Annotated in this window: 14 protein-coding genes; 1 reads left to right on the top strand and 13 read right to left on the bottom strand. The window is 58.0% G+C overall.

All coding sequences use genetic code 11. The features are described 5' to 3' along the window. Positions 1 to 8 precede the first annotated feature (8 nt). From hslU to PHX60_RS03935, 8 genes are all read right to left on the bottom strand, one after another. Positions 9 to 1,325, bottom strand: a complete 1,317-nt coding sequence (gene hslU, locus PHX60_RS03970) for an ATP-dependent protease ATPase subunit HslU (protein WP_300075014.1) — start codon at positions 1,323 to 1,325, stop codon at positions 9 to 11. Between the two features lie 24 nt (positions 1,326 to 1,349). Then, positions 1,350 to 1,913 (bottom strand): ATP-dependent protease subunit HslV, encoded by a 564-nt coding sequence (gene hslV, locus PHX60_RS03965; protein ID WP_300075011.1) that lies wholly within the window; start codon positions 1,911 to 1,913, stop codon positions 1,350 to 1,352. Positions 1,914 to 1,939: 26 nt separating this feature from the next. Next, complete coding sequence (locus tag PHX60_RS03960) at positions 1,940 to 3,730, bottom strand: STAS domain-containing protein (protein ID WP_300075008.1); 1,791 nt, start codon at positions 3,728 to 3,730, stop codon at positions 1,940 to 1,942. 51 nt (positions 3,731 to 3,781) lie between these two features. Beyond that, on the bottom strand, positions 3,782 to 4,546 hold the full coding sequence (gene dksA, locus PHX60_RS03955) for an RNA polymerase-binding protein DksA (protein WP_300075005.1): 765 nt from the start codon (positions 4,544 to 4,546) through the stop codon (positions 3,782 to 3,784). 119 nt (positions 4,547 to 4,665) lie between these two features. Next, the gene (locus PHX60_RS03950; RefSeq protein WP_300075002.1) at positions 4,666 to 5,757 is read right to left on the bottom strand and encodes a GTP-binding protein; all 1,092 of its coding nucleotides are present in this window, start codon (positions 5,755 to 5,757) and stop codon (positions 4,666 to 4,668) included. 90 nt (positions 5,758 to 5,847) lie between these two features. Next, positions 5,848 to 6,222 carry a DUF86 domain-containing protein gene (locus PHX60_RS03945; protein ID WP_300074999.1) on the bottom strand — a complete coding sequence of 125 codons (375 nt, stop codon included), beginning with the start codon at positions 6,220 to 6,222 and terminating at the stop codon, positions 5,848 to 5,850. Continuing rightward, positions 6,219 to 6,509: a nucleotidyltransferase family protein gene (locus PHX60_RS03940; protein ID WP_300074996.1), complete on the bottom strand. Its 291-nt coding sequence runs from the start codon at positions 6,507 to 6,509 to the stop codon at positions 6,219 to 6,221. Before PHX60_RS03940 ends, PHX60_RS03945 begins: the two co-directional genes overlap by 4 nt. A gap of 257 nt (positions 6,510 to 6,766) precedes the next feature. Next, positions 6,767 to 7,801: a porin gene (locus PHX60_RS03935; RefSeq protein WP_300074993.1), complete on the bottom strand. Its 1,035-nt coding sequence runs from the start codon at positions 7,799 to 7,801 to the stop codon at positions 6,767 to 6,769. A gap of 262 nt (positions 7,802 to 8,063) precedes the next feature. Here PHX60_RS03935 and coq7 point away from each other — a divergent pair, with 262 nt between their 5' ends. Beyond that, positions 8,064 to 8,681 carry a 2-polyprenyl-3-methyl-6-methoxy-1,4-benzoquinone monooxygenase gene (gene coq7 / locus PHX60_RS03930; protein ID WP_300074990.1) on the top strand — a complete coding sequence of 206 codons (618 nt, stop codon included), beginning with the start codon at positions 8,064 to 8,066 and terminating at the stop codon, positions 8,679 to 8,681. A 34-nt stretch (positions 8,682 to 8,715) separates the two neighbouring features. On the opposite strand, the gene PHX60_RS03925 is transcribed toward coq7, so the two are convergent. From PHX60_RS03925 to cobJ, 5 genes are read right to left on the bottom strand one after another with little or no spacing between them, the layout of a single operon-like run. Then, positions 8,716 to 9,147 (bottom strand): transcriptional regulator, encoded by a 432-nt coding sequence (locus PHX60_RS03925; RefSeq protein WP_300074987.1) that lies wholly within the window; start codon positions 9,145 to 9,147, stop codon positions 8,716 to 8,718. A 12-nt stretch (positions 9,148 to 9,159) separates the two neighbouring features. Further along, on the bottom strand, positions 9,160 to 9,453 hold the full coding sequence (locus tag PHX60_RS03920; RefSeq protein WP_300074984.1) for a DUF4258 domain-containing protein: 294 nt from the start codon (positions 9,451 to 9,453) through the stop codon (positions 9,160 to 9,162). Between the two features lie 29 nt (positions 9,454 to 9,482). Then, positions 9,483 to 10,262, bottom strand: coding sequence for a uroporphyrinogen-III C-methyltransferase (gene cobA / locus PHX60_RS03915; RefSeq protein ID WP_300074981.1), 780 nt, complete (start codon positions 10,260 to 10,262; stop codon positions 9,483 to 9,485). Further along, the gene (locus tag PHX60_RS03910; RefSeq protein ID WP_300074979.1) at positions 10,259 to 10,603 is read right to left on the bottom strand and encodes an NAD(P)H-dependent oxidoreductase subunit E; all 345 of its coding nucleotides are present in this window, start codon (positions 10,601 to 10,603) and stop codon (positions 10,259 to 10,261) included. Before PHX60_RS03910 ends, cobA begins: the two co-directional genes overlap by 4 nt. After that, positions 10,600 to 11,613, bottom strand: coding sequence for a precorrin-3B C(17)-methyltransferase (cobJ, locus tag PHX60_RS03905; protein ID WP_300075249.1), 1,014 nt, complete (start codon positions 11,611 to 11,613; stop codon positions 10,600 to 10,602). The genes PHX60_RS03910 and cobJ overlap by 4 nt, the downstream gene beginning before the upstream one ends. Positions 11,614 to 11,636: the final 23 nt, after the last annotated feature.

The following is an 11,636-nucleotide window of genomic DNA, read 5'->3' as shown; positions in this document are numbered from 1 at the left end:
TTTTACTGTTACAAAATGTAGCGCGACAAATCTTCGTCTTGGCTCAGGGCTTGCAGGCGCTGGTCCACATAGGCCGCATCTACCAGCAAGGTTTGGCCGCTGCGCTGGGTGGCATCAAAGCTGACTTCATCCAGCAGGCGCTCCATTACGGTGGATAAGCGCCGGGCGCCGATATTCTCGGTGCGCTCGTTCACTTCAAAGGCAATGCGCGCCAAGCGGGTGATGCCTTCGGGGGTAAATTCAAGCTGCACGCCCTCAGTGGCCAGCAGGGCTTGGTATTGCTTGACCAGTGAGGCGTTGGTTTGGTTGAGGATGCCCTCAAAATCTTGCACTGAGAGCGAATCCAACTCCACCCGAATCGGAAAGCGCCCCTGCAATTCTGGAATCAAATCGCTGGGCTTGCTGAGATGGAACGCCCCCGAAGCGACAAACAAAATGTGGTCGGTTTTGACCATGCCGTACTTGGTGGAAACGGTGGTGCCCTCTACCAGCGGCAGCAAATCGCGTTGCACGCCTTGGCGCGAAACATCGGCTCCACTGGTTTCTTGGCGCGCCGCTACTTTGTCGATTTCGTCAATAAACACAATGCCGTTTTGCTCGGCGTTGTGCAGGGCGCGGGTTTTGATTTCTTCTTCATTGACCAGCTTGCCAGCTTCTTCGTCAATCAACAGTTTGCGCGCTTCGGCAATGTTGAGCTTGCGCGTGCGCCGCTTGTCTTGGCCCATTTGGCTGAACACGCTACGCAGTTGTTCGGCCATTTCTTCCATGCCCTGCGGCCCCATGATTTCCACTTGAGGGCGGGTGTCGGCCAAATCAATGTCGATTTCTTTGTCGTCCAATTGGCCTTCGCGCAGTTTTTTGCGAAACACTTGGCGCGCGGTGCTGTCGGTGGGTGGCTCGCCGGTGCGCGCGGACGGAATCAGCACATCCAAAATGCGCTCTTCGGCGGCATCTTCGGCCCGTTCGCGCATTTTTTGCACTTGGGCTTGGCGCTCTTGCTTGACGGCAATTTCGGCCAAATCACGGATGATGGCATCCACATCTTTACCCACATAGCCCACCTCAGTGAACTTGGTGGCCTCGACCTTGATAAAGGGTGCATCGGCCAGCCGGGCCAAGCGCCGGGCAATTTCGGTTTTGCCCACGCCGGTGGGGCCAATCATCAGGATGTTTTTAGGCGTGATTTCGTGGCGCAGTGGCTCGGCCACCTGCTGGCGGCGCCAACGGTTACGCAAGGCAATCGCTACCGCACGTTTAGCGGCAGCTTGGCCAATGATGTGCTGGTCGAGGGCGGCAACGATTTCTTGGGGGGTCATAGCAGACATGGGCAAATTTTGGGGTGCGGCGGTTTAGAGCGTCTCGATGGTGTGGTGCATGTTGGTGTAAATGCACAACTCGCCCGCAATTTCGAGCGACTTTTTCACAATCTCGGCGGCGGGCAGTTCGGTGTTGTTGAGCAGTGCCTTGGCGGCAGAATGGGCATAAGCACCACCGCTGCCAATGGCGACAATGCCTTGCTCAGGTTCTAACACGTCGCCATTGCCGGTAATGATGAGGCTGGCACTGTGGTCGGCCACGGCCAACATGGCCTCTAGGCGGCGCAGTACGCGGTCGGTGCGCCAGTCTTTGGTGAGTTCGATGGCGGCGCGGGTCAGGTGGCCTTGGTGCTTTTCGAGTTTGGCTTCAAAGCGCTCAAACAAGGTAAAGGCATCGGCAGTGGCTCCGGCAAAACCAGCTAACACCTTGCCGTGGTAGAGCTTACGCACTTTACGCGCCGTACCTTTGACCACAATATGGCCCAAAGTGACTTGGCCATCGCCACCAATGGCGACTTGGATGCCCTCGGGGGTTTGGCGGCGCACGCTCAAAATGGTAGTGCCGTGGAACACGGCGGCTTGGCTGTTGGATTGCATAGCGGCTTTAAGGGGGAGCGTGAAGCTCAATTTTTGCGCGGAATAATCAAGGAATGTTCGTTGACACCCACCACGTTGAACAAAATGGCTACCAAGCGGTGCAGGTTTTTGAAATGCACTTCGCGTTTTTGTGCCTGCTGCTCGGCGGCCCAATTGAGCACCGAACCTGCCGCAGAAAAATCCACGCGAATCAGGCGGTCGCAGGGTACCACCAGTGGCTCGTTGGGGCGTGCTTGCGCTTCTAGCGCCTTGAGTGCCTCGGTGGCATCGCTTTCGATGTGGCCAGACAAGCCTACCGTGGTGGTGCCATTGGCGGCCTCGGGGGCTGCATCAGCCGAGAGTAAATCTTGGCCAGCGGCCTCGCCTTCGGCGGCATCGGCATAGCTGCAACGGGGGTCAACCCAAGACGGCGGCGAGACCTCGTAGGTGATGCAGTAGTCTAGCGCCACCATTTCAAAGTCTTCTGGCAGGCCCATAAAACGCAAGGTGGCCATACGCAGGCGCCACCATTCGGGGTTGTTGCTGCGCTCGCCCGATTGTGTGTGCGCCTGCAACAGCGCTTGCAAGCGGTCGGCCCCGACAAACACCAGCTGCACTTTTTGGTCGCCCCAGCGGTTGAATTCTTGTGTCAGGGCGGGCAGGGCGGCCTCGTCAATGTGCGCCACGCGGCTCCAAACCAGTGTCCAAGGAGGGGCCGCGCGCGCCAAAGACGCTTGCAGTGCAGCGACCGATTGCAAGGTGATGGTGGAAGGTGCGTTCCAGCTGAAATCTTTGCGAATCAGTCCCCCTGTCGTTGTGGGGGGCGCGGCGGGGGTCAGGCCCAATAACTCGGGCATAGAGAACCACAGTGGGGCCGAACGGCCAAATTGCGCGGCAAAATCAATCGCCAGATGGTCAAACGCTTCTTGTTCGCCGGTGGCCCGGTACAAATCAAACAGCGTCATCCAAATCTCTTGTAGCTCTGGGGTGGCTTGGGCTGGGTGCTGGGCTACCACGTCGAGCAGGCAGGCAGCAGCACCCGCATAGTCGGCATTGGCAAACAAAATGGCCGCTTCTTCCAGATCGGGGTCGTGCACAAAAGGCTCCAGAGGGGCAGGTGCCACCGCCGCAGGCATGGGCGAAAACTCAAGCGGGGCATCTGGGGTAGAAGACATCCATTGCGCCGTGGCTCCGCCAAAGTTGGCAATGGGCATACTATCGTGGCCAAACAGCGGTTCGGCCATCGCTTGCGGGCCTAGTCCGTCGGGCAACGAGACGGGTACGGTAGAGGCAAACGAAACACTCAGGCCCGCAGCAGGGATGGCATCGCCCAAGTGCAACGGCGGCAAGGCCGGGCTGGCGGGCGTGAGCGAAGCCGGGCGTGTGCCTAACGCAATATCGACGGCTTGGGCGTTGGCGGCGGCTGCACTCAGCGGGGTGGGGCGCGCACTGGCTACGGCATCGCTGGCCGACTTGCCTTTCCACCACTGCATCGACATTTGTGCTTCAATTTCGTCGATTTTTTTGATGGTGCCAGCACGGTCATCGGGCGGGGTGAGGCTGCTTTGGAAAAAGGAGGGGCGCACCGCCGGGTCTTCGGTGCGGTGGCCCACCAAGGTATCGCGCTGACGAATGTTACGCAGATAGTCAAACTCGCGCTTACGCACAAAATCGTTGCGCCGCTTGCGTTCGAGCATCTCCTTGAGCATTTGCTTGCTGTATTGGCTCTCGCGGTCGCTGTCGATGGTGTCGAGGTCTGTCCAGTTGACTGTGGGGTTACGCACAAAGCGCACCACCTTCGACAACAGGCCACCGGGGGAAGATTCTTCTTTGCTCATGGCAGTTCAGACCGTGGGAGTGCTACAGCATTCAGGCCACGCCCAGCGGCGTTAATCGCCAAACATTTTCTGCTTGAGTTCGCGCCGCTGTTGCGCTTCTAGCGAGAGGGTGGCGGTGGGGCGGGCCAACAAGCGACCTACGCCGATAGGCTCGCCGGTTTCATCGCAGTAGCCATAGTCTCCGGCATCAATGCGGTTGATGGATTGCTCAATCTTTTTCAGCAGCTTGCGCTCGCGGTCACGGGTGCGTAGCTCTAGGGCGTGTTCTTCTTCAATCGTGGCACGGTCGGCTGGGTCTGGCACCACGACGGTGTCTTCGCGCAGATGCTCGGTGGTCTCGCCAGCGTTGGTGTGCATGTCGTTTTTGAGGCTGACCAGCTTGAGCCGGAAAAACGCCATTTGCACATCGTTCATGTACTCGCTGTCGGGCATGGCCAAGACTTCGGCATCGGTGAGCGCTTCGAGTGGCTTGGTTTTCCAGTTGTTGGCCAGTTTGGCATCTTTTTTGATGGAGCCGACACTGGGTGACACTTGCATCGTAGAAGGCATGGTGTTGGTGTAGCTGGCTTTGGCAGCGGTAGAGGCCACGGTCTGCGCCATCGACGGCACGGTTAGGGCCGCCAGACGCGAGGAGGGCCTTGTGCTACGCAGTATGGTGTCCGGCCCGCTTGCAGCGGGCTGCGCTGGGGCTGGTGGGGAACTTGCGGTACGAGCGGGGGCCTTGGAGGCCACTTTGGCAGCTGCTTTGGCCGGTGTTTTGGTGGCTGCTGTTTTGGCAGCTGCTGGGGCCTTGGCTTGGCTGGTTTCGACTTTCACTTCCTGTCTCCTCACAGTAGGGCGGGCCTGTGGCAGCACCGAGGGTGCGCCAAGAGGCGATAGGGTGCGTAGCAACCCAGATGTTTGTCGGGGCGCGATTGTATCGGCTACGGGCAGGCTTAGGCTAAACACTGCTCCAGACCTTGGCGCAAAATGTCTTGTGGCATGTCAATGCCAATGAAGACCATTTTGCTGCTGCGTGGTTCCGTTGGCCCCCAAGCTGGCCCCAAATCGCTGCCCATGAGCTGGTGTACCCCCTGAAAAATCACTTTGCGCTCGGTGCCTACCATGTGCAGTATGCCTTTGTAGCGCAACATGCGCGGGCCATAAATGTTGACGATAGCGCCCAGAAAGTCCTCTAACTTGGCTGGGTCAAAGGGGCGCTCGGCGCGATAGACAAAACTCTTCACATCATCATCGTGGTGATGGTGGTGGCCGTGGCTGTGTTGGTGTGACGGGTGGTGGCAATGCGCGCCGTGGTCGTGCGTGTGGTCATGGCCGCAGTGGCTGTGGTCATGGTCGTGCCCGTGGTGGTCGTGGTCGTGCGCGTCTTCTTCTTTTAGAAAGTCCGGGTCAATGTCGAGTTTGGTGTTCAGGTTGAAGCCGCGCAAGTCCAGCACTTCTTTCAGTGCGACTTCGCCAAAATGCACTGCTTTGATGGGCGCGCGCGGGTTCATGTGCTTGAGGCGGTGCGTCAGGGCATCGACTTCTTCGGCACTGACCAAATCGGTTTTGGACAAGAAAATTTGGTCGGCAAAGCCCACTTGGCGGCGTGCTTCTTGGCGGTCATTGAGTTGTTGTGCCGCGTGTTTGGCATCGACCAAGGTGATGATGGAGTCAATCAGGTAGGTTTCAGCGATTTCTTCATCCATGAAGAAAGTTTGCGCTACCGGGCCGGGGTCGGCTAGGCCGGTGGTTTCGATGATGATGCGCTCAAAATCGAGCAAGCCTTTGCGCTTTTTAGCGGCCAGCAGTTGCAGCGTTTCGCGCAGGTCTTCGCGGATGGTGCAGCAGATGCAGCCATTGCTCATCTGGATGATTTGCTCTTTGGACTCGGTGACCAAAATGTCGTTGTCGATGTTTTCTTCGCCAAACTCGTTTTCAATCACGGCAATTTTTTGGCCGTGTGCTTCACTGAGGACGCGCTTGAGCAGCGTGGTTTTGCCCGAACCTAAAAAGCCGGTCAGGATGGTGGCAGGAATAAGAGACATGGAAGGCAACACTTTCAAATCGGGAGAACCAGCGCCAAGCAGCAGTGCGCTGGTGGCGGCGCCAGGGGTTATGAGAGTGTAGCGGGCCTATCAAGAGATCGCTTGATTCGCGTTATTAGCAGCTGCGCGCACCGCAAGCAATTGCTCAAGCAATTGTGGCAACGCCGTTTGCACTGTGCCCCACACTACATCCAAGTTGATGTCGAAATAACCGTGGGCGATGCGGTTACGCATGCCACGCATACTGCGCCAAGGCACTTGAGTGTGCGCTTGGGCAAATGGGGCATAGCCATCCATAACCTTGGTGGCCGCTTCGCCGATGATGATCAGGCTCATGATGACGGCTTGCTGGGTGCGCTTATCTTCCAAAAAATCATCTTTAGCCACGCCCTCGACAAAGCTACAAGCGTCGCTGGCAGCTTGGTGCATGTGGTCGAGGTAGTCGCTCAGTCGGTTTTCGTTCATAGCGATTGCGCCTCGGACAGCACTTGGGCGCGAAACTTGGGCGGCAGATCGGCGGGCGTGCATACATCCACCTGCACGTCCAGCAGTGACTCCAGCTCATCTTGTAAACCCCCCAGATCAAACAATGTTGCACCCGGCAGGGCATCTACCAGCAAATCGAGGTCGCTGCCGTCGCGGTCATTGCCATGCAGTACCGAGCCAAAGATACGCGGGTTGGTGGTGCGGAAGCGGCTAGTGGCTGCGCGCACGGCGTTGCGCTGCCTATCGAGTGCTACAGATGGTCGCATAGCAGTATCTCCTTCTTACCTCGTTGCTAAAAATTAGGTTGGCGCTTCTCGACAAAGGCGCTAGGCGCTAAAGTGTGGATGGTACTCATCGATATCATTCTTTGACACGGATGTGTGGCGGATACGGTGGTTTTTGCACAAAACAAGCGCCTGAGACAGCAAGCTGGGCAAGGTTACGCCAAAAAAGGCAAAGCCACCCAGCACTAGACTAGGTGGCTTTGGGGTCTAAATCACGACTGGCTTAGGCCAGCGGGGGATTAGAAGTTGTGGCGAACGCCCAGACCAACGGTGTTGACCTTAGCCACGCCGAAGTCGTTTTTGCCATTGTTCAAGTAGTAAGCGTAGGTGAAGGTGCGCTTGGACAGAGCGTACTTGCCTTCCAGCAGCACGTTGGTGTCTTTGGCTTCGGTGTCACGTGCGATGTCCAGCGTAACGGCAAAGGCACCGACAGGCACAGTAGCACCAACGGTGAAGCCACGGTATTTCTGTTGATCCAGAGCGAAGCTAGTTTGCGCGGTAGAGGAGGGAACCCAACCGCCTGTGCTACGCAGGGCGCTGTAACCAGCTTGGTAGGAGGCAGCGATCTTGGCTACGCCCAGATCGTAAGAACCACCCAAGGACATATTGGCCTTGTAATCTTTGACCTTGTTGTAGGAGAAGCCAGCAGCGATGGGGCCATTGGCGTACACCACATTCAGGTCGTACTTGGCTTTTTCATCCTTAGGAGCGCCAGCGGCTGCCACATTGGTATTGCCCTTGAGTACCACAGCGGCACTGGCAGTGACACCACCAAAATTGGGGCTGGTGTAAGCAATTTGGGCATTGTTACGGCCATCATCATCACCCACAAAACCGAATTGGCTGGCCACGGCAGAATAGTTGGCAGCGCCGGTCAGTTCCCAAGCAGCCATGCCATTGTAGCTGGGGTTCAGGCTGCGGCCCAGACGCACCGCGCCGAAGCCACCCGACAGTTCAGCGTAGGCAGCACGAGCCCAATTGCTACCACCACCGGTAGCGCGGCCGACCACATCGCTACCAGTGCTGAAAGCGCCACCATTTCCGGGGTCGATGCCTTGTTCCAGGTTGAACGAAGCCTTCAGGCCGCCACCCAAGTCTTCTGTGCCACGCAGACCGATACGGCTAGTGCCGTTCAGGTTGCCATTCAATGCAACGGTTTGGTCTGTACGCTTGACCACGCCAGCGTCAATCACACCATACAGGGTGACAGAAGATTGGGCCATAGCGGCACCGGAAGCGGCCAGCACGGCCAGGGCGATCAGGGATTTTTTCATTGCGAGTACTCCAAGGTTAAACAGAGGGCGCCGGTACGGGGGGGCTTGGTTGCACAGAGCCTACGCAGTCCCGCCGGTTCCCCGGGCCAACCTCCTGGTGGGGAAGTTGCTCCTATTGCACCAGACGCGCGCAAGTTTCGCAAAGGAATTCCCCCACAATGGCCGTTAAACGCAAAATCCGTTGCACTGCTGCAACATTGCGAGGGCTGGCGGCAGGCAAAATCTACCCTCATTGCCTGTTGCCTTTGCCCGGAGAACTTTAATGGACACTTTGCTGACTGCCGCCGATGCGGCCTTGCGAACCTTGTTTGCCCCGCACCGCGCCCAAGAAGCATCACCGGCGCGCGATTGTGCCAAGCCACAAATGGAGCCAGCACAGCAGCGCCTGTCGGGGGCTTTGATGCGCGTCAACCATGTGGGCGAAATTTGCGCCCAAGCCCTCTACACGGCCCAAGCCAGCGTGACGCGCGATGAGGCATTGCGCGCCCACTTGTTACAAGCGGCACGCGAAGAAGGCGACCACCTGGCTTGGACACGCGAACGCTTGGATGAACTGGGCGACCGGCCCAGCTTGCTCAACCCGCTGTGGTATGCCGGGGCGTTTGCCATCGGGGTAGTGGCCTCGAAAATCAGCGATGCCGTCAGTTTGGGCTTTGTGGTGGAGACGGAAAACCAAGTGTCCGCCCATTTGCAAAGCCACTTAGACCGCCTGCCCGCAGAAGATGAAGCCTCACGGGCCATTGTGGCGCGCATGAAAGAAGATGAAGAGCGCCATGCTGCCGATGCGCTGGCGGCGGGCGCGCTGGAGCTGCCCGCCCCTGCCAAAGCACTGATGCAGGCGGCGGCCAAGGTCATGACGACCACGGCACACTATATTTAAATCATTGCCTCCCCGGGTGGCTTTCAGTATGGCATTAGGCGGCCATGCGCCACCCTTGGTCTGTTTCGGCAAAAACCAGTTTTTCATCTGGTTTTTCATCTAACTCGATTAAGCGCTGAATCATCTGCGTGACATGAACATTGCCATCAAGATGTTCCAGATAGATGGCCCGAACAATGCGGTCAGCACTTTTGGGGATACGCCCGCGCCGCTCCCAGAGTGAGACTGTCTCTTCAGATGCGCCTACTGTATCGCCCAATCTTTTTTGAGATAACCCAAGCTCTTGGCGCAGAAAACGCAACCCAGCCCCGGTCAATTTTGGGCGAGTGGCCAAAATACGGCCAATAGCGTTGTGCAGCGTGTCCAGAGCATGGATGGCTACTGCTTCACCTTGCGCTGTGGTGCGTTTGGCATAGCCATTGGCCAGCCAGATATTTTGCAAACCAGATTCTGTGTAGTGGTACATCGCTTTAACCTCTCAGAATACGGTGACAACCGCAATCCAGTTTCCTGCCTCATCTTGCTCCAACACCGCTACCACGCGCACTTCGTCGCCCGCGTAGATGTGGCGCAAAGTGCATTTCCAATTTCCCCTGATATTCAGGTGGGCTGGCTCCTCTATAGCGCCTTGGCGCAAGCAAGCCAGCACATGCTTTGGCGTGATTTTGCGCTGGCGCATACGCTGTTTTGCATGAGGCTCAAAAAATACCCGGCTAGAGTCTTGGGCGGCCTCACGCACCAGCCGTAGCATGGTGGCATCATTGATTTTCAAAGGCAGCGGAGTGATCATACCCGTAATTATTACGGGTATCGTGGGGGCTGTTTGCTGTGTGAGCAGCTACTGTGCATGGACACCACCGTACCTATCACCAACAAGGTGGGTGGCTTGATGCTATGGCGTTGGGCGGTGGCGTCCAACTCGGCCACGGTGGTGGTGTAAATGGCCTGTTGTGGCCAAGTGGCTTTGTAGATCAGCGCAGCTGGGGTGCTGGCGGCCAGCCCGGCGGCTTGTAGCTCTCGCGCAATGGTGGCTAATGCCGTGACCCCCATATAAATGACCACCGTTTGGTGCGGCTGTGCCAGCGTTTGCCAGTTCAAATCGACCGTGTGGTCTTTGAGGTGCCCGGTGACAAAGATGCAGCTTTGCGCATGGTCGCGGTGCGTGAGCGGAAAGCCAAAACTGGCCCCAGCCCCCAAGGCAGCGGTGATGCCGGGCACGATTTCGACGGGAATCTGCTGTTGCAACAATACGTCCATTTCTTCGCCACCCCGGCCAAAAACAAACGGATCGCCGCCCTTGAGCCGCACCACGCGCAAACTCTGCCGGGCCAAATCGACCAGCAACTGGCAAATGTCTTCTTGGGCGAGGGTGTGGTTGCCAGCGGATTTACCCACATAGATGCGCTGCGCTTGCGCGGGTACCAAATCGACAATACCGGGGCCAACCAAGTTGTCATAAACCACCACCTCGGCCTGTTGCAAGCGCCGCCAAGCGCGCAGCGTGAGCAGTTCTAAATCGCCCGGTCCAGCCCCCACCAGCGATACCGTGCCCGGCGCTTGTTCTGACAGCACGGGCATCATGCCGCTGGCCCCTGATGAAAAACGAGTTCCTGCACCGGCTGCCCACCCACCAGATGGTCGGCAATGATGCGCTCCATGTTCTCGGACGTGACGTTGTAGTACCACGTACCATCGGGCTGCACGCACATCACCGGGCCACCTTTGCAGGCCGCAAAACAATTCACCCGGCTGCGCTTGACGCGCAAATCGCCCTTGTCCAGCCCGGCGGCCTTGAATTTGTCGCCCAAGCTATCAAACAGGGCCTGCGCTGCGCCATCTTGGGTGCAGCGCGGGCCGGTACACACCAGCAGGTGGCGGCGGTAGTCACCGATTTTGGGTTTCTCTACGCTCTCAGTGCTCATGCTTCTTCCTCTGCGCTATTGGTGCTGGCAAGCTCAGAAATTGGCTCCAACAAAGTGGCGCGAATATAGTCGGCAGGGAGTCGGTATTGTTGCGCCAAGGTCTCAATGTCGGTGCCTTCGGCATATTGCGCCTGCAAAGTCTCTAGCCAGCCCAGTAGCCCGGTGGACAACGAACGGCCCCGTTTTTCGCCCTCGCGGGTTTCGCCGTTTTGCTCCAAATCGTACTTGTTGGCATAGCCGCGCGGCGTCACCATCAAACCGTGGCGCACAACGGTGTTGCTGTTGCCAATCAGCACGGTGCTTAACATACCAATATCGGCCTCGGCCATTTGGTCTAGCGTAGTAAAGATAATGCTCTCGCGGCGGCGGTAGGCACTTTTCACGATGGCCACCGGGGTATCGGGGCGGCGGTGGCGCAAAAACAGGCGCTGGGCCTCGACAATCTGCCGGGTGCGGCGGCCACTTTTGGGGTTGTAGAGTGCCACGACAAAATCGGCCATTGCCACGGCATCCAGCCGCCGGGCAATGGTGGGCCACGGCGTGAGCAAATCGGACAACGAGATGGCGCAAAAATCGTGCGTCAGCGGGGCACCCACCAGCGCAGCGCAACTGTTGAGCGCCGAAGCCCCCGGAATGATTTCTACCTGTACGGGATCATCGGGCGTCCAACCGGCTTGAAACAGCACCTCGTAGGTCGGGCCAGCCATGCCATACACGCCTGCATCACCCGAAGAAATCAATGCTACCTTTTTGCCTTGGCGGGCGGCTTCCAGTGCAGTCACGGCCCGGTCTAGCTCTTCGGTCATGCTTTTGCGGATGACTTCTTTGCCATCGAGCAAATCGGCCACCAGCTTGATGTAGGTGACATAGCCAATCACTGTATCGGCCTCAATGATGGCTTGGCGGGCGCGGGCCGTCATGTGGGCGGCGCTGCCGGGGCCAATGCCCACCAGCATGATTTTGCCTGCCGTGGTGGGGGCTGTGGTGGTTTCCTGTGTGGGGGTGGTCATGCTGGAGTGGCTTTCTGGGGGCA

The organism is Giesbergeria sp. (genome assembly GCF_028686475.1).
Taxonomy (GTDB): Bacteria; Pseudomonadota; Gammaproteobacteria; order Burkholderiales; family Burkholderiaceae_C; genus Simplicispira.
Note: the sequence above shows the minus strand (reverse complement) of the source record. Positions and strands in the feature narration are given on the sequence as shown.